Source organism: Mesorhizobium sp. LSJC269B00 (assembly GCF_000502815.1).
Taxonomy (GTDB): domain Bacteria; phylum Pseudomonadota; class Alphaproteobacteria; order Rhizobiales; family Rhizobiaceae; genus Mesorhizobium.
In genome coordinates, this window is record NZ_AYVN01000003.1 from 335,443 (window position 1) to 351,606 (window position 16,164).

Annotated in this window: 15 protein-coding genes and 1 tRNA gene; 12 read left to right on the forward strand and 4 right to left on the reverse strand. The window is 62.7% G+C overall.

What is annotated here, in order from left to right:
- Nucleotides 1–36 precede the first annotated feature (36 nt).
- Nucleotides 37–843, reverse strand: a complete 807-nt coding sequence (locus tag X771_RS155200; RefSeq protein WP_023687560.1) for an undecaprenyl-diphosphate phosphatase — start codon at nt 841–843, stop codon at nt 37–39.
- Between the two features lie 169 nt (nt 844–1,012).
- On the opposite strand from X771_RS155200, the gene X771_RS155195 reads away from it, so the two are divergent.
- The 9 genes from X771_RS155195 to X771_RS155155 all read left to right on the forward strand — a co-directional run bounded on the left by X771_RS155195 (nt 1,013) and on the right by X771_RS155155 (nt 10,040).
- Nucleotides 1,013–1,705: a glutathione S-transferase family protein gene (locus X771_RS155195; protein WP_023687561.1), complete on the forward strand. Its 693-nt coding sequence runs from the start codon at nt 1,013–1,015 to the stop codon at nt 1,703–1,705.
- Nucleotides 1,686–2,840, forward strand: a complete 1,155-nt coding sequence (gene queG, locus X771_RS155190) for a tRNA epoxyqueuosine(34) reductase QueG (RefSeq protein ID WP_023687562.1) — start codon at nt 1,686–1,688, stop codon at nt 2,838–2,840. The genes X771_RS155195 and queG overlap by 20 nt, the downstream gene beginning before the upstream one ends.
- The gene (locus X771_RS155185; protein WP_023687563.1) at nt 2,837–3,766 is read left to right on the forward strand and encodes an SDR family oxidoreductase; all 930 of its coding nucleotides are present in this window, start codon (nt 2,837–2,839) and stop codon (nt 3,764–3,766) included. The genes queG and X771_RS155185 overlap by 4 nt, the downstream gene beginning before the upstream one ends.
- Nucleotides 3,767–3,800: 34 nt before the next feature.
- Nucleotides 3,801–4,895 (forward strand): penicillin-insensitive murein endopeptidase, encoded by a 1,095-nt coding sequence (gene mepA / locus X771_RS155180; protein WP_023687564.1) that lies wholly within the window; start codon nt 3,801–3,803, stop codon nt 4,893–4,895.
- Between the two features lie 137 nt (nt 4,896–5,032).
- On the forward strand, nt 5,033–6,052 hold the full coding sequence (locus X771_RS155175; RefSeq protein WP_023687565.1) for a glucokinase: 1,020 nt from the start codon (nt 5,033–5,035) through the stop codon (nt 6,050–6,052).
- Nucleotides 6,053–6,330: 278 nt separating this feature from the next.
- Nucleotides 6,331–8,190, forward strand: coding sequence for an ABC transporter ATP-binding protein (locus X771_RS155170; RefSeq protein WP_023687566.1), 1,860 nt, complete (start codon nt 6,331–6,333; stop codon nt 8,188–8,190).
- Complete coding sequence (gene dapB / locus X771_RS155165) at nt 8,187–9,008, forward strand: 4-hydroxy-tetrahydrodipicolinate reductase (protein ID WP_023687567.1); 822 nt, start codon at nt 8,187–8,189, stop codon at nt 9,006–9,008. The genes X771_RS155170 and dapB overlap by 4 nt, the downstream gene beginning before the upstream one ends.
- Nucleotides 9,009–9,035: 27 nt before the next feature.
- Entirely contained in the window at nt 9,036–9,656 is a 621-nt protein-coding gene (locus X771_RS155160) for a 2,3-bisphosphoglycerate-dependent phosphoglycerate mutase (RefSeq protein WP_023672068.1), read from the forward strand.
- Nucleotides 9,657–9,955: 299 nt separating this feature from the next.
- Nucleotides 9,956–10,040 (forward strand) — tRNA-Leu (locus X771_RS155155).
- Between the two features lie 101 nt (nt 10,041–10,141).
- Here the strand turns inward: X771_RS155155 and X771_RS155150 are convergent.
- The 3 genes from X771_RS155150 to X771_RS1000000166570 all read right to left on the reverse strand — a co-directional run bounded on the left by X771_RS155150 (nt 10,142) and on the right by X771_RS1000000166570 (nt 11,304).
- Nucleotides 10,142–10,486, reverse strand: coding sequence for a low affinity iron permease family protein (locus X771_RS155150; protein WP_023672069.1), 345 nt, complete (start codon nt 10,484–10,486; stop codon nt 10,142–10,144).
- A 200-nt stretch (nt 10,487–10,686) separates the two neighbouring features.
- A complete protein-coding gene (locus X771_RS155145; protein ID WP_023672071.1) occupies nt 10,687–10,995 on the reverse strand; it encodes a DUF1236 domain-containing protein in 309 nt (102 codons plus the stop codon).
- Nucleotides 10,996–11,043: 48 nt separating this feature from the next.
- Nucleotides 11,044–11,304, reverse strand: a complete 261-nt coding sequence (locus X771_RS1000000166570; RefSeq protein ID WP_245262541.1) for a hypothetical protein — start codon at nt 11,302–11,304, stop codon at nt 11,044–11,046.
- Between the two features lie 176 nt (nt 11,305–11,480).
- Here X771_RS1000000166570 and X771_RS155140 point away from each other — a divergent pair, with 176 nt between their 5' ends.
- The 3 genes from X771_RS155140 to X771_RS1000000168750 all read left to right on the forward strand — a co-directional run bounded on the left by X771_RS155140 (nt 11,481) and on the right by X771_RS1000000168750 (nt 16,138).
- On the forward strand, nt 11,481–11,780 hold the full coding sequence (locus tag X771_RS155140) for a DUF1236 domain-containing protein (RefSeq protein WP_023687568.1): 300 nt from the start codon (nt 11,481–11,483) through the stop codon (nt 11,778–11,780).
- A 74-nt stretch (nt 11,781–11,854) separates the two neighbouring features.
- Nucleotides 11,855–12,061 (forward strand): hypothetical protein, encoded by a 207-nt coding sequence (locus tag X771_RS155135; protein ID WP_023687569.1) that lies wholly within the window; start codon nt 11,855–11,857, stop codon nt 12,059–12,061.
- A gap of 885 nt (nt 12,062–12,946) precedes the next feature.
- Complete coding sequence (locus X771_RS1000000168750) at nt 12,947–16,138, forward strand: amino acid permease (RefSeq protein WP_084566745.1); 3,192 nt, start codon at nt 12,947–12,949, stop codon at nt 16,136–16,138.
- The last annotated feature ends 26 nt before the right edge of the window (nt 16,139–16,164 follow it).

Here is a 16,164-nt window from a genome sequence, read left to right on the forward strand (position 1 = left end):
CGTCCTTCGGACCCCCACAAGGGGGGAGGGTAAAGCTCACCCCCAAATGAAAAGCGCCACCAACCCAACCGCTCCCACCACCAGGCGCCACCAGCCGAACAGCGAATAGCCGTTGCGCGAGACGTAATCGAGCAGGAAGCGGACGACGATCAGCGCGGTAAGGAAGGCGGCGATGAAGCCGATAGCGATGATCGGCAGGTCGGCGCTGCTCAGCACGTTGCGGTTCTTGAACAGATCGAAGGCGAAGGCGCCGACCATGGTCGGGATGGCGAGGAAGAAGGAGAATTCCGCCGCCGCGCGCTTGTCGACGCCCAGCAGCAGCGCGCCGACGATGGTCGAGCCGGAGCGCGACGTGCCGGGGATCAGCGACAGGCACTGGAACAGGCCGATCTGCAGGTAAAGCCTTGTCGGGAAGCGCTCGACGTCACGGTAGACCGGCTGCAGCTTCATGCGGTCGACGACCAAGAGCACGACGCCGCCGATGATCAGCATGATGCAGATCAGCCTTGGCGATTCGAACAGCACCGTCTTGATGAAATCATGCGCCAGCGCGCCGATGATGGCGGCCGGCAGGAAGGCAATCAGGATGCCGATGACGAAATGCCGCGTCAGCCGATCATGCGGCAGGTCGAGCAGCATCTGCCACAGACGGCGGAAATAGACGCTGAGGATCGCCAGGATGGCGCCGAGCTGGATCAGGATCTCGAACGCCTTGCCGGTGGAATGGAAGCCGAGGAAATGGCCGGCGAGCAGGATATGGCCGGTCGAGGAGACCGGGATGAACTCGGTCAGCCCCTCCAGCAGGCCGAGCAGCAGGGCTTCGACGATGGTGTGGCTATCCATGGCAACCTCGGCATTCAAGGGACGGAAGGAAACGGCTGGCAAAAGGGCTTGCTTGTCACGGCGCGGAAGTCCCCCTATAGGTCGCAGCACCGTGACGGCCGCATGACGGGCCGCCAAGACTTACCGGTGCGGACGGCGATTCGCCAGTGCGCCTTAATATCGCGGAATCATGCTGACGCTTTTCCATCACCCGATGTTCGCCACCTGCCGCTTCGTGCGCCTCGCCTTCGGCGAATATGGCGAGGAGCTGGCGCTGATCGAGGAAAAACCGTGGACGCGGCGCAAGGAGTTTTTGGCGCTGAACCCCGCCGGCACCTTGCCTATCCTGCTGGCCGAAGGCGACGTGCCGATCGTCGGCGCCATGGTGATCGCTGAATATCTCGACGAAACACGTGGTGTCCTGAAGCGCGACAAGCGCCTGTTTGCGGAAGACCCGATGCAGCGCGCCGAAATCCGCCGCCTGACCGACTGGTATCTCAACAAGGCCGATAGCGAAGTGACCCGGCATCTGGTGCGCGAGCGCGTGCTGAAGCCGGTGATGCCGGAAACGGCGGGCGGCGGTTCCCCCGATTCGGCGGCGATCCGCGCGGCGCGCGCCAACATTCGCCAGCACATGAAGTACACCAACTGGCTGGCCGGCACCCGTCATTGGCTGGCCGGCAGCAAGGTCACCTATGCCGACCTGGCGGCAGCGGCGACGCTGTCGGTGCTGGATTATCTCGGCGAGATCGATTGGCGCGAGCATGCCGCGGCGCGCGAATGGTACACGCGGGTGAAATCGCGGCCGTCGTTCCGGCCGCTGCTCTCCGACCGGGTTCGCGGCCTGTCGCCGGTTTCGCATTATGCGGACCTCGACTTCTAGAAGCCAAACCCTGCGCGCGCTGATCGACGCCGAGGCGCGGCGCGCCGGCTTCGATGCGGTTGCCGTCACCACGCCTGACGCGATCCCGCTGGCGCCTGCCAGATTGGCAGAATTCGTCGCCGATGGTTTTCACGGTTCGATGGCGTGGATTGCGGAGACGCTTCAACGCCGCAGCGAGCCTTCGACGCTGTGGCCCGAGGTGCGCTCGATCATCGTGCTGGCAATGAATTACGGCCCCGACCACGATCCGCGTGCGCTGCAGGCAAGGCGCGATCTCGGCGCGATCTCGGTCTATGCGCAAAACCGCGACTATCACGAGGTGATGAAGGGCCGGCTGAAGGAGATCGCCGGCAAGATCGTCGCGCGGGCCGGCGGCGACGTGAAGGTTTTCGTCGATACGGCGCCCGTGATGGAAAAGCCGCTGGCTGAGGCCGCCGGGCTCGGCTGGCAAGGCAAGCACACCAATCTGGTCAGCCGCGAGCACGGCTCCTGGCTGTTTCTCGGCACCATCTTCACCACGGCGGAGCTCACGCCAGATTCGACCGAGGTAGACCATTGCGGTTCCTGCCGCGCCTGTCTCGACGCCTGCCCGACCGATGCCTTTCCGGCGCCCTATCGGCTCGATGCCAGGCGCTGCATCTCCTACCTGACCATCGAGAACAAGGGGCCGATCCCGCAAGAATTCCGCGAAAAGATCGGCAACCGCATCTATGGCTGCGACGATTGTCTCGCCGCCTGCCCGTGGAACAAGTTCGCCCGCGCCGCCTCGGAGGCCAAGCTCGCCGCGCGCGATGAACTGCGCGAACCGCCGCTGGCGGAACTGTTGCAGCTGGACGACACGGCGTTCCGGACCTTTTTCTCCGGCTCGCCGATCAAGCGCATCGGCCGCGACCGCTTTGTCCGCAATGTGCTGACCGCCGCCGGCAATTCCGGCGATGTTTCGCTGGCCGGCCCGGTGCGCGATCTGCTTGGCGATGCCTCGCCGCTGGTGCGCGGCGCGGCGATCTGGGCGCTGGCGCGGCTGGTGACGGCCGCCGAATTCAACGGGCAGGCGGCGGTCTACTTGAAAACCGAAACCGACACTACAGTGCAGGACGAATGGCTGTCCGCATTGCCAATCGAGGCGCATGCATGAGCGAAAAACAGGTTTTTATCTTCGGCGCCGGCTATTCGGGCAAAGCCTTTGCACGGGCCAATGCGGAGGCGATTACGATCTTCGGCACCACGCGCTCATCGGAAAAATTCGACGCGCTGCGGCAGGTCGGCATCGCGCCGCTGCTGTTCGACGGCGCCCTGACCCCTGAAATCGGCGATGCGCTGGAAAAGACCACCCATCTCGTCGTCTCGGTGGCACCGGAGGAGGCCGGCGACCCTGTGCTTCTCGCCGCGCGCAAGGCGATCGAGGCGATGCCGGCGCTTCGCTGGATCGGCTATCTCTCGACCGTCGGCGTCTATGGCAATTATGACGGTGCCTGGGTCGATGAAACGGCCGAATGCCGGCCGGTGTCGAAACGCTCGTCGATGCGAGTGGCGGCCGAGCGGGGCTGGCTGCAGCTTGGACTCGAGACCGGCAAGCCGGTGGCCATCCTGCGGCTTTCCGGCATTTACGGGCCGGGTCGCAACGCGCTGGTCAATCTGGAAAACGGCACGGCCAGGCGGCTGGTCAAGCCCGACCAGGTGTTCAACCGCATCCATTGCGACGACATCGCCGGCGCGCTCTGGCACCTCATCGGTGGCAATAGAGGCGGCATTTTCAACATCACCGATGACGAGCCGGCGCCGCCGCAGGATGTCGTCACCTATGCCGCTTCGCTGATGGGCGTCGAGCCGCCGCCGGAGATTCCTTTCGAGACCGCCCAACTTTCGCCCATGGCGCGGTCCTTCTATGGCGAGAACAAGCGCGTCGCCAACGCCGCGATCAAGGCAGCGGGCTACCGGTTCCGCTATCCGGACTACCGCCAGGCGTTCGATCGGATGTGGGCCGACGGCAGCTGGCGCGACGGCGAGCCGCGCAGCCCGATGAAGGTAGATAATCGAAACGCGAGCCCGAGGGTGATATGATTCGATTGTGTTGCGGACTTTTGCAGTGGGGTTCATGACGATTTCGATGCGATCCTTGACCGGCAGACGGCCGTTCCTGACGGCGGCGCTGGCGATCGTGGCGCTGGCCGGGCTGGTGGCGGGCGCAATCACGGCCGAGCCACGGGCAAAAGACCTGTTCGGCGCCAAGAAGCTGCCGGCGGTGGCTGCGGCGCAATCCTTCGGCTTCTATTCAAAGGGCTGCTTCACCGGCGGCGTCGCCATTCCGATGGACGGCCAGAACTGGGAGGTGATGCGTCCCTCGCGCAACCGGCGCTGGGGTCATCCAACGATGATTGCGCTGATCGAGAAGCTGTCGCGCGATGCCGCCGCCGACGGCTGGCCGGGGCTTCTGATCGGCGACATTTCGCAGCCGCGCGGCGGCCCGATGCTGACCGGGCACGCCTCGCACCAGATCGGCCTCGACGCCGACATCTGGCTGACGCCGATGCCCGACCGCAAGCTTACGACCCAGGAGCGCGAAAACATCAGCGCCACGCTGATGGTCGACGACAAGACGCATCTGGTGAAGGACAGGCTGTGGAAGCCGATACATACCAAGCTGTTGAAGCGCGCCGCGAGCTATCCGGAAGTCGAGCGCATCCTGGTCAATCCAGGCATCAAGAAGAAGCTGTGCGACACCGTCACCGGCGACCGTACCTGGCTGAGAAAAATCCGGCCGTTCTGGGGCCATGACTATCATTTCCACATCCGCATCGGCTGCCAGCCGGGTTCGCCCAACTGCAAGGGACAGGAAGCGACGCCCGACGATGACGGCTGCGGCAAGCCGCTGGCCTGGTGGTTTACCGAGGAGCCGTGGCGCCCCAACAAGAACCCGGACGCGCCCAAGGCGCGCGACCTGATGACGATGGCGAACCTGCCGAAACAATGCCAGTTCGTGCTCGACCAGCCCGACGCGGACTCGGCGGAAGCCGTCACCTATCGCGGCGGCGGCGTGCCGATCGCCGCCAGGGCGCCGGAACCCGACGCGCCTCCGCCTATTGCGGGCAATGCGGGCGGCTTGCCAAACGCAGCCAACGCCTTCACCGCCACGCCGGAGATCGGCATTCCCCTGCCAAGGCGACGGCCGCCGGCAAACGTCGGACAGTGATGGCGAACTGACGCTTTCCCTTTCCGGGGCCATGCGCTAGTCAATCGATTGAACACCGGGCGATTGAACACCGGGCGATTGAAAAACCGGGCGATTGAAACGGTCGCAACGGCGCCGCAAAGGGGACGAGCAAGAGCATGTCAGGCGACGACGACACCGCGTTGCGGTTTCCAGTGCTGATCGGCGACATCGGCGGCACCAATGCGCGCTTTTCGATCGTGCTCGACGCAAATTCGGAAGCCGGTGAGCCGCATATCGTGCAAACCGCCAATTTCGCCACCATAGACGAGGCGATCCAGGCGGCGGTGCTCGACCGATCGTCCATCCGGCCGAATTCGGCAGTGCTGGCGATCGCCGGACCAGTCGATGGCGACGAGATCCCGCTTACCAACTGTCCCTGGGTGGTGAAGCCGAAGCAGATGTTTGCCAATCTGGGCCTGGGCGACATCGTCGTGCTCAACGATTTCGAGGCGCAGGCGCTGGCCGTCGTGGCGCTCGGCGAAGAGCATATGGAAAAGATCGGCGGCGGCACGCCGGAGGAGAATGCCGGACGCGTCGTGCTCGGCCCCGGCACCGGCCTCGGCGTCGCCGGGTTGGTTCATGCCCTCCACCACTGGATCCCGGTGCCTGGCGAAGGCGGCCATATGGATATCGGTCCGCGGACGCCGCGCGATTTCGAGGTGTTCCCGCATATCGAAAAGCTGGACGGCCGCATTTCGGGCGAGCAGATCCTGTGCGGGCGCGGTCTGGTCAATGTCTACCGGGCGGTCGCCAAGGCCGACGGCAAGCCGGCGCCGTTCACCACGCCGGCCGAAATCACCGGGGCGGCGCTGGCCAAGACCGACCCGGTTGCCGAGGAAGCGCTGGCGCTGTTCGTCACCTGCCTCGGCCGCACCGCCGGCGACCTCGCGCTGGTGTTCATGAGCCGCGGCGGCGTGTTTTTGACCGGCGGCATCGCGCAAAAGATCGTTCCGGCACTGAAGGAAGGCAGTTTCCGTGCCGCCTTCGAGGACAAAGCGCCGCACAGCGCGCTGATGGCCTCGATGCCGGTCTATGTCATCATCCACCCGCTGGCAGCGCTTCTGGGCCTTGCCGCCTATGCCCGCAACCCGTCGCTGTTCGGCGTCCAGACCGCGGGGCGGCGCTGGCGCACGTAATCCATTTCGTCCCGAACATGGGTCTGTTCCTGGAAATGGCTGCCGCTTTCGTGACCCTGACCTCGAGCCGCGACGAAGTTTCGCCATAGGCAAGCCGTAGCCGGGGCGCTAAGAGGGGGCCGAATTCCAGCCTGGCATCCCTAGATGCCGGTTGATTTCAGATCGAATCGACCTGAAATCATCCGGCTCTAAATCAAAGAGATAGAGCATGATGTCGTCCGAAAACCGCTTCACACTTTTCGGCATCATGCTCTAGCAAACCACGAAGCGCCCGCGATTTGACCGCTCAAAGTCCACTCAAACTGAAAGTCCAGCCAGCTGAGGTCACTGCGGTGCTGCGCCGCATCCTGGCCGAAAACGGTAGTGAATATCGCTGGACCTATGTCGTTGCCATCGGCTGCCTGCTGATTGTTTCCGCCACCACCGCCTTCACGGCGTGGATCATGGCCCCGATGATCAACGAGATCTTCTACGAACGACGCGGCGACATGATCGTCTGGATCTGCGCCGGGTTCATGGCCGCCTCCGTGCTGCGCGGCTTCGCCGGTTACGGCCAGGCGGTCGCGTTGGCCAAGATCGGCAACAATCTGGTCGCCCGCTACCAGAAGCGCAGCTTCGACCATCTGATGAAGCTCGGCGTCGACTTCTTCAACGATACGCGTTCCGGTCGGCTGGCGGCACAGGTCAACGAGAATGTCGGCGGCGTTCGCGATCTGCTGTCGCTGACGCTGACCTCCATCAGCCGCGACGCGGTCTCGCTGATCGCCCTCGTTGGCGTCATGATCTACCAGGATCCGGTGTTGTCGCTCAGCTCGCTGCTGATCGGGCCGCCGCTGATCTGGGCCGTCGTCTACATCACCCGCCGATTGCGGCGCATCAACCGTGAATCGGTGCTGATCAACTCGCGGCTGAACGGGTCCGTACAGGAGGCCACGCAAGGCATCGCCATCGTCAAGGCCTTCACCCTGGAAGCCGAGCTGGCGCGCCGGATCGGCATCATGGCCGATACGGCCGAGCAGCGTAACAACAAGATCGCCCGGGTCGCGGAGCGGCTGTCGCCGATTTCCGAGATTTTGGGCGGTCTCGCCATTACCTCCGTCCTTGCCTATTCCGGCTACCGGGCGCTGGTGCTCGGACAACCACCAGGCGCTGTGTTTTCCTTCATCACCGCGCTGATCATGGCCTACGATCCGGCACGGCGCCTGGCTCGTACGCAGGTCGGTATGGAACGTGCCCTGGTCAACGCCCGGATGATTTACGAGCTGCTCGACCTGGAGCCTAAACAGGGCGATGCGCCCGACGCGGTCGAAGCCAGGATCACCACCGGCGAGGTTCGCTTCGACAATGTGACGTTCGGCTACAGCGCCGACATGCCGGTGATCAGGAACCTGAGTTTCACCGCCGCGGCCGGCAAGGTTACGGCGGTGGTCGGGGCCTCGGGTGCCGGCAAGACGACGCTCGTGGCGCTGCTGCAGCGCTTCTACGATGTCGACAAGGGTTCGATCGAGATCGATGGCCAGGACATTTCCAAAGTCACCAAGCACTCGCTGCGCGGCTCGATCGCCTATGTCTCGCAGGCGCCCTATCTGTTCGAAGGCAGCATACGCGACAACATCCGTTTTGGCCGACTTTCGGCGACCGACGCCGAGATCGAGCGGGCGGCGGTGCTGGCGGCGGCCGACGAGTTCATCCGTCAGCAGCCGCAGGGCTACGACACGCCCGTCGGCGAGGGCGGCTCGACACTTTCCGGCGGCCAGCGCCAGCGCGTCTCGATTGCGCGGGCGATCGTGCGCAACGCGCCGATCCTTTTGCTCGACGAAGCGACCTCGGCGCTCGACAACGAGGCCGAGGCGCGCGTCCAGGAGGCGCTGACCCATGTGATGGAAGGGCGTACCACCATCGTGATAGCGCATCGCCTGTCGACGGTCGTCAACGCCGACCACATTATCGTGCTTGAAGAGGGGCGCCTGGTCGAGGAAGGCACCCATGCCGCACTGATGGCCGATCCAAACAGTGTCTACGCCCGCTTCCACCGCATTCAAGGCAAGAACGGACTGGGGCTTGTCGACGACTCGAAGCCCGTCCAAACTCCGGTCCTGCGCAGCCGCGCCAAGAAGGCGGTGGGGAGAACAGCATGAGCGAATCCGGCGAAATGGGCCTGGTGGTGGTGGGGGCGGCCGGCCGCATGGGCCAGACGCTGATCCGCGCCATCCATTCGATCCCCGGCGCCCGCGTCGTCGGCGCGGTCGAACGAACCGGATCGCCCTATCTCGGCAGGGATGCGGGCGAGCTTGCCGGCATCGGCATCATCAATGTGACGATCGGCGACGATCCGCTGCCGGTGTTCGCCAAGGCCGACGGCGTGCTCGATTTCACCATGCCGGCAGCCACCGTCGAATTCGCAGGCTATGCCGCGCAGGCACGCATTGCCCATGTCATCGGCACCACCGGCTGCTCGGCGGAAGACGACGCCAGGATCGAGGCCGCGGCGCGCCACGCGACGATCGTCAAATCCGGCAATATGAGCCTCGGCGTCAATCTTCTGGCGGTGCTGGTCGAGCAGGCCGCGCGCGCGCTCGGTCCAGAGGATTTCGACATCGAGATCCTCGAAATGCATCACAAGCACAAGGTCGACGCGCCGTCGGGCACCGCCTTGCTGCTCGGCGAAGCGGCGGCGGCGGGACGCGGCATTTCCCTTGCCGGCAACGATGTGCGGTCACGCGACGGCCATACCGGCGTGCGCAAGCCAGGAACGATCGGCTTTGCCAGCTTGCGCGGCGGCTCGGTGGTCGGCGACCACAGCGTCATCCTGGCCGGAACCGGCGAGCGCATCACGCTATCGCACCATGCCGAGGACCGCGCCATCTTTGCCCGCGGCGCGGTCAAGGCCGCGCTCTGGGCGCGCGGCAAGAAGCCCGGACTTTATTCCATGCGGGACGTGCTCGGCTTGAGCTAAACCATCCATAATTTTGAAGGAGCAAACATGTCGGGAACTCTCGTGCTCGTGCGCCACGGCCAGAGCGAATGGAACCTGAAGAACCTGTTCACCGGCTGGCGCGATGTCGACCTGACTGAGCAGGGCCACAAGGAGGCCAAGGAAGCCGGCCAGAAGCTCAAGGCGCGCGGCTTGAAGTTCGACATCGCCTTCACCTCGGCGCTGATCCGGGCGCAGAAGACCTGCCAGCACATTCTAGACGCCGTCGGCCAGAGCGATTTGAAGACGATCCGCGATCAGGCGCTGAACGAGCGCGACTATGGCGACCTCTCCGGCCTCAACAAGGACGACGCGCGCCAGAAGTGGGGCGAGGAGCAGGTGCATATCTGGCGCCGCTCCTACGACGTGCCGCCGCCCGGCGGCGAAAGCCTGAAGGACACCGGCGCCCGCGTCTGGCCCTATTACCTGCACGACATGCAGTCGCATGTTCTGAAAGGCGGCACCGTGCTGGTCGCCGCGCATGGCAATTCGCTGCGCGCACTGATCATGGCGCTGGACGGCAAGAGCGGCGAGGAGATCGTCAAGCTTGAGCTCGGCACCGGCGTGCCGGTGATCTACAAGCTCAACGCCGATTCCACCGTGGCGTCGAAGGACGTGCTGGAGGGGTGAGGTTTTCGGCCAACGCATTCGCCAAGTCGGCGCTGCCCCTCATTGCCCTGCCGGGCATTTCTCCCCGTATAGTGACGGGGAGAAAGGGCTGGCCGCAGCCTCGGCGCTCTTCTTGTGACGCAGGTGACCGGCGAAAATCATCGATGAGAGCGCCCCTCTCCCCGTCACTGTACGGGGAGAGGATGCCGGCAGGCAGGTGAGGGGCGGCGCTGACCCCCGGGAAACTAAGCCGGCAGGCAGCGGCCCTCGAAAAAGCGCGTTGACACATATCGTTTGCCCGCTTACATGAGCCCGCACCAGCCCAGATGGCGGAATTGGTAGACGCGCACGGTTCAGGTCCGTGTTCCGCAAGGAGTGGAGGTTCGAGTCCTCTTCTGGGCACCAAATTCCCGTTTCGGATAAGTCCGAAATGATTTAGACGCGAAGCAAAAAAGCCCGGTTCCCGGGCTTTTTTGCTGATGGATGACAGATTGTCCAGCGGAGGGTCAATGCGGCGGGCGAACCGCTTTCATTGCTTCTTCTTCGAGTGTCTGGAGCTTCTCCCGAATCTCCTCCGGCTCGGCATGCTCCAAGCCGACGACATCGTTTCTGGTCTCATTCAGCGAAACGATAATCTCATCAAGCTTGGCGTGAATGGCGGCCGTGTCGCGGTAACCCTGGATCAGCACAACGCCGGTGATCACGATGGCCGCTACCGACAATGCGTAGGTGACCACATTCGTCAGGCCGAATGGCACCAACGCAGTACAGAGCAGCATGGCTACAAGAAGGACATAGAAGCCCGGTGGCCGGGATAGAAAGTCGCCCATCACAAAGAGGAAGCGGTTCATATCCAGGCCGCGGTCAAAAATGCCACGAGTGCGGTGACGGCTACGCAAATTGGAATTGCTGCGAGTAAGGCAGCTTCCAGGACCCAAGTTTCCTTGTCGCTAAACATCAGACATCCTCCCGTTCAGAAAACGGCTGCCCGTAGAGCCTTCACAGCGCAGCCAAAGCCCGCCGCTCCTGATCGGAGCGGCGGGCTCGCGCGTTACTCGATGATCTGCACGACCTTGCGCGTGTCGGGATCGACGAGAACCGCATGATCTCCGACAACCGTATACTTGTAGCGGACATCCGGAACGTCGATTGCGTGGAGCTCGACAGTGTCGGGAAGTGCCGTGCCGACGTTGAGTTCGACGCCGAGCAAACTGACTGAGGCCAGCTTCTGCTTATGGATATATTCGCGAACGACCGTCTGTTGTTCGGGCTTGAGAACAATAACATCCTCGGCAAACGAGGTGCCGATGCCCGCCATAAGGACGAGGGCGCCGGCGGCGCTGACGAAATACCTGGTCATGGGAATTTCCTTTTCATAGGTCAGTTTGAAGGCGTGGATACGAGCAGATCAGCCGCCACTCGCAGGGGCTGGGGCAGGTGCCGCAGGCTTTGCAGGTGCAGCCGGAGCTTCCACCTTTGGCGCTTCAACCTTGACGTTGATATCCTTGCCGCCGTCGCCGCGGATATTGATCACGCCGGTAAAAATAAGCAACACTACGACCGCAATAAGTGCAAGAACAACAGCAATCGCAGTGCCGCCGCCACCCCCAGAATTAACAACAGTTGGGCCGTCGGCCATGTGTTCCTCTCCTGTTTTATTTAGTTGCATTTGGGAAACGCCTGCCCCGCTTGAACGTTCCGCCTCGGGACTTGGGTCTTAGCTGATATCCGACTTTGGTCTGGTTCGCCGCGGACTGAAGTCACAGGAACAATCTGGCTGATCTCAAGTTCGGTCCCTCGGCGAACAGGCGTGGTGCCGTCGCCGGATTACGCGAGGAGAAAACCATGAAAATCCACTTTGCAAGTGCCGCTGCAGGCTTGTTGCTTTTGGCTGGCGTCGGCAGCGCCGCAGCTCAGGATGTCGTCATCACACCGGAGCAGGATACGGTCGTCCGCGAATACGTGAAAAAGCAGCCGCTGGCTTCGGTGAAGATCCCGGGCGTGGAGCTGAACGTCGGCAGTGCCTTGCCTGATACGGTCGAGCTGCACGAAGTTCCCAACGTCAAATACCGCTATGTCGTGGTCGACAACCGCACCGTCCTGGTCGACCCCGGCACCCGGAAAATTGTGAAGGTCTACGACTGATCGAATAGCTGCCGCCCGCCGCCGGCCATGGCGGCGGGCAGCGGATTTCACATTGCGCTCCAGGATGATCGAAGATGATCGATGGCGTCGAGACATCGCCAGCCCTTGATACCCGCCTGGGTTCTCTCAGGGCGAGAATGCGCGATGCGCGCATAACAGAGGCCGACATGAAGACCTTTCAGAAAGTCGCATCCATCATGGTTGGCGGCAGTGGCCGCATCAGCGGCGATGACCTGATTGCAGCGTCGTTCGTCCTCGAGGACCAGCCGGAAGGCTTGTGAGGCGGAGTACTCACGTGTGCAGGCGCCCGCAACGCTGATCCCAAGTGTTCTGGTGCTGAACACATTCCTGCTACGGGCCGGCGTCGAAGGCGTGCCCGCTGGCGAGGTCGCGTCGCGCTCAAGCATCGTCCAGAACACCATGTCGCCGCATGTGACGATACTCGGCCATGCTAGCCGATGCGGGCGCCATAGAAAATCACCGCGGTCGGCAGAACCGGGCAGGCCGGTCCAGAGCGTCGCCACGCCTGTGGTCAGAAATGTCACCGAGGCCAGTTTGGTGCAGATCGGATGATGGTAGCGAGCGATCGCCATATCGACCGTACGGGCGCCGGCCTGGGAAGGACCCACCAGCGCGCCAAGGCCGACCGCCGCGCCCAGCGTGGTCGGCGCGCTGTTTGCCCTGCAACGCGGGGCTATGCTGCATGCTCGCACAAGTTAGCTCCAACTTGAGGCACGGCGTGAAGTCTCGGTGCTTGCCCCCATGATGGCGAGGTACGAAGTCAAAAGCGGTCAATGTGCTTAGCGATCTACAGTCGACTTCAGCCGCCGTTTCGAATGATGGCGCCCCGCAATCACGAGATTTGTCGATAATAATCGATATTAGGCTGTATCCGCGACTATCCCTCATAGTGGGCGATTAGATAAAATTGATATGATATCCCAGATTTGAGGAGATCGATCCATTCGGGCCGGCATCAGCATGATTGAACCGCAGCTACCGCAAGTTGACAGCGATCATCGGGCGGATCTGGTTTGGTACGAAGTCTTAATACGTGTCACCTAAGGTCCAACTTTGACTTCGGGAGCGCGACGTTCGACAGACATATCTCCGCAGGTTACATTCGCCAGTCAGACAGCGCTCCGCACTCGAATGGATGTCTCTGAATGCCGGGCCTCACGCCTTCACGACCGCACCCGAGAACCTTGGGATGGATGGGCACGACAGCGCTCGCCATGGGTGGCAGCAATCAAAGCCTGTTTCTGATTGCCGCCCTTTTTGTCGGCCAGGGGAATATTCCCGGTCAAGGAAGCGCTGCGGTTCCTTTGCTGGTTGTTGGTCTGCTTCTAAGCTGGGCCGCCGCGCCTGCGTGGACCGAATTGGTTCTCATGTGGCCAAACCGCGTCGGCGGTATCTCTGCAGCGTGCGCCGAAGCCTTCCGACCTTACAGTCCCGTTCTCTCGGCTCTGACGGGCACCTGCTATTGGTGGGGTTGGGTGCCGACCTGCGGACTGACAGCGGTTCTTTCAGCGTCTGCAATCCAGCAATGGTACCTGCCGGGCCTCCCCGTGGAGGCGGTCGCCTGCGGGCTTATCGCATTCTTTACGGCGGTCAACCTGTGTGGAATCAAGTGGGTGGTCCAACTGGCGATCCCGATCGCCACTGCCTCCGCGACGCTTGCGTTTCTCTCATCCCTCGTCCCGGTCATCAGTGGCTCGGTCGACTGGCGGCAGGCGACGGATTTTGCCCTGACCAGCCCGTTTACCGGCCTGTTCGGCGACATCACGTCGGTGATGGCGGGACTGTACCTGATCGGGTTTGCCGCACCGGCATTTGAGGCTGCAGCCTGCCATGTTGGCGAAACCATCGATCCCAACCGCAACATTCCTCTGGCGATGTGGGCCAGCGCCGCAATGGCCGGCGTCTATTTCCTGGTCCTGCCGGTTGTCTGGCTGGGTGTGCTCGGGCCGGAGCCGCTCGGCACCGACCTCGCCATAGCTCTCGGGCCCACCTTTGCGCCCTTGTTGGGGAGTTTCGGCAAGGCGGCCGCCATCTGGCTCATCATGCTGAACATGTTCCATGGAACGTTGCAGCCATTGGCAGGCGCCGCGCGGACCCTTGCGCAGCTGAGCGAAGACGGCCTGCTGCCGAGCTTCCTGGCCAGGCGCACCTCAACAGATTGTCCCTGGGCGGCAACGCTGCTCACAGCTGCCGCGGCAATCGGCTTCATGCTGTGCGGGTATCCGCTCTGGATGATCGCCGCGGCCAATTTTACGTACCTGATCAGCATCTGCATGCCAAACATCGCAGTCTGGCTCTTGCGCCGTGACAGTCCCGAAGCCGAGCGACCCTTCCGGGCTCCCAGGGGAACGATCATCCTTGGCGTAGGCGCGGCTGCAATATGGCTGTTGACCGCCATACTGGGATTTCAGCAATTTGGCCTTCCTACCGTCCTGTTCGGTCTGGCTTTGGCATATTCGGGTGCTGCGCTATACGCCTGGCGCACGATGGAGGATCGATACGCACTCGGTCTACCCTTGCTGCCACATACGCTTCACCTGAAGCTTACCGGAGCCATGCTTTTTGTGCTCGTGCTTGACGGTGCCGGCTATTTCCTGGCGATCGGCAGCGTTCCCCAAGGCGACACTTCATTGGTCGCCGCGCTGGAGGACATTTTTGTCGTTGTCGCGCTGCTGACCATCAGCGTTGGCCTGATCTTGCCGGGAATGATCACCCATTCGGCGACAGAGGTGAGCAACGCGGCAAAGCGTCTGACATCCGGAACGCTGAAAGACTTCTCTCTCGCCATGGTCGCCCTGGGGCGGGGAGACCTCGCGGCGGCGCATGCCTCCGTGAATATCATGCCGGTTACGGTAAACTCTCGTGACGAACTTGGAGAGATGGCCGAAAGCTTCAACCTGCTCCAGGACAAGGTGAGGGAAGCCGCCCACGGCCTGGACGACGCGCGCGAGAACATGAACGTAGCGCGCACCGAACTGATGGCACGGCACGAGGAAATCGCGCATCTCGCGCACCACGATCCGCTTACCGGCCTGGCGAACCGGGCCGCGCTTGCAGCACACCTGGCCACGACGCTCGAGCGCGCAAAAGCAACGCACGCCAGCTTTGCCGTCTTCAGCATCGACCTTGACCATTTTAAAGAGGCGAACGACGTTTTCGGGCACGCCGCCGGCGACGATCTGCTTTGCACCATTTCCCGGCGTCTCCAAACCGCGGCGCCTGAGGCCTTTATCGCGCGCATGGGCGGCGACGAATTCACGGTTGTCCTGGCCATGGATGACCGGTCCGCGAGTGCCAAGGACGTTGCGGACCGTCTGTTCGAATCGGCGGCAGGCAAATTCGAAATCCGGGGCCAGCACATTTCGATCGGGGTGAGCATCGGGGCGGCGATCTATCCGAAAGACGGAGAGAATGCAGCGGCGCTGATGGCAAATGCCGACGCAGCGCTCTACCGGGCCAAGGCGGACGGTCGTCGAATGGTGCAATTCTTCGATCCTGAGATGGATAAGCGGCTAAGAGAGCGCTACGCCTTGCAGCGAGATTTGCGCTCTGCGGTCGCCCATGGCGAACTTGTGCTTCATTATCAGCCGCAAGCCAGGATGGACGGCGAAATTTTCGGCTTCGAGGCACTCGCCCGATGGCACCATCCAAAGCATGGGCTCATCTCCCCAAACGCGTTTGTCTCGCTTGCCGAACAGGATGGCACGATCGTTGAGATAGGTGAATGGACGCTCAGGCAGGCGTGCAGAGACGCGGCCTCCTGGCCCTCACCGCTGCAGATCGCCGTCAACCTCTCTCCCGTGCAATTCCGTTTCGGCGACCTGGTAGGCCTCGTTCATTCTATTCTCTACGAGACCGGCCTTGCTCCGGGGCGGCTGGAACTGGAAATCACGGAAGGGGTTCTCATCCGCGACCGGGCAACTGCCTTGTCGGTTTTGCGGAGGTTGAAGGCGTTGGGCGTCAGGGTCTCGATGGATGATTTTGGCACGGGGTATGCCTCGTTGTCCTCGTTGCAGGCGTTTCCATTCGACAAGATCAAGATCGATCGCAGTTTTGTTTCGGGTGTCGGTTCGAATGCCCAATCGGCCGCCATCGTTCGCACGATACTCAGCCTGGGGAATGCGCTGGCCTTGCCTGTCATCGCGGAGGGTGTCGAAACAGAGGACGAGCGTGCCTTCCTGATGAAGGAAGGATGTCCCGAAATCCAAGGATATCTGGTGGGGCGCCCGCATCCGATAGCGCTCTACAAAGATGTGACGAATGGGCTTTCGCCGGGATCTGCCTTCGGGGAGCCCGAGGATACCACCGCACCCCAGGCGCTTGGCGTAACGCGATAGCCGCGGCGCCGTTCGTCGGCGCGCTG

Excerpts from the sequence above, each read along its gene's own strand:
- X771_RS155200 (WP_023687560.1), bottom strand. The coding sequence starts at position 843 with ATGGATAGCCACACCATCGTCGAAGCCCTGCTGCTCGGCCTGCTGGAG.
- X771_RS155195 (WP_023687561.1), top strand. The coding sequence starts at position 1,013 with ATGCTGACGCTTTTCCATCACCCGATGTTCGCCACCTGCCGCTTCGTG.
- queG (WP_023687562.1), top strand. The coding sequence starts at position 1,686 with ATGCGGACCTCGACTTCTAGAAGCCAAACCCTGCGCGCGCTGATCGAC.
- X771_RS155185 (WP_023687563.1), top strand. The coding sequence starts at position 2,837 with ATGAGCGAAAAACAGGTTTTTATCTTCGGCGCCGGCTATTCGGGCAAA.
- mepA (WP_023687564.1), top strand. The coding sequence starts at position 3,801 with ATGACGATTTCGATGCGATCCTTGACCGGCAGACGGCCGTTCCTGACG.
- X771_RS155175 (WP_023687565.1), top strand. The coding sequence starts at position 5,033 with ATGTCAGGCGACGACGACACCGCGTTGCGGTTTCCAGTGCTGATCGGC.
- dapB (WP_023687567.1), top strand. The coding sequence starts at position 8,187 with ATGAGCGAATCCGGCGAAATGGGCCTGGTGGTGGTGGGGGCGGCCGGC.
- X771_RS155160 (WP_023672068.1), top strand. The coding sequence starts at position 9,036 with ATGTCGGGAACTCTCGTGCTCGTGCGCCACGGCCAGAGCGAATGGAAC.
- X771_RS155150 (WP_023672069.1), bottom strand. The coding sequence starts at position 10,486 with ATGAACCGCTTCCTCTTTGTGATGGGCGACTTTCTATCCCGGCCACCG.
- X771_RS155145 (WP_023672071.1), bottom strand. The coding sequence starts at position 10,995 with ATGACCAGGTATTTCGTCAGCGCCGCCGGCGCCCTCGTCCTTATGGCG.
- X771_RS1000000166570 (WP_245262541.1), bottom strand. The coding sequence starts at position 11,304 with ATGCAACTAAATAAAACAGGAGAGGAACACATGGCCGACGGCCCAACT.
- X771_RS155140 (WP_023687568.1), top strand. The coding sequence starts at position 11,481 with ATGAAAATCCACTTTGCAAGTGCCGCTGCAGGCTTGTTGCTTTTGGCT.
- X771_RS155135 (WP_023687569.1), top strand. The coding sequence starts at position 11,855 with ATGATCGATGGCGTCGAGACATCGCCAGCCCTTGATACCCGCCTGGGT.
- X771_RS1000000168750 (WP_084566745.1), top strand. The coding sequence starts at position 12,947 with ATGCCGGGCCTCACGCCTTCACGACCGCACCCGAGAACCTTGGGATGG.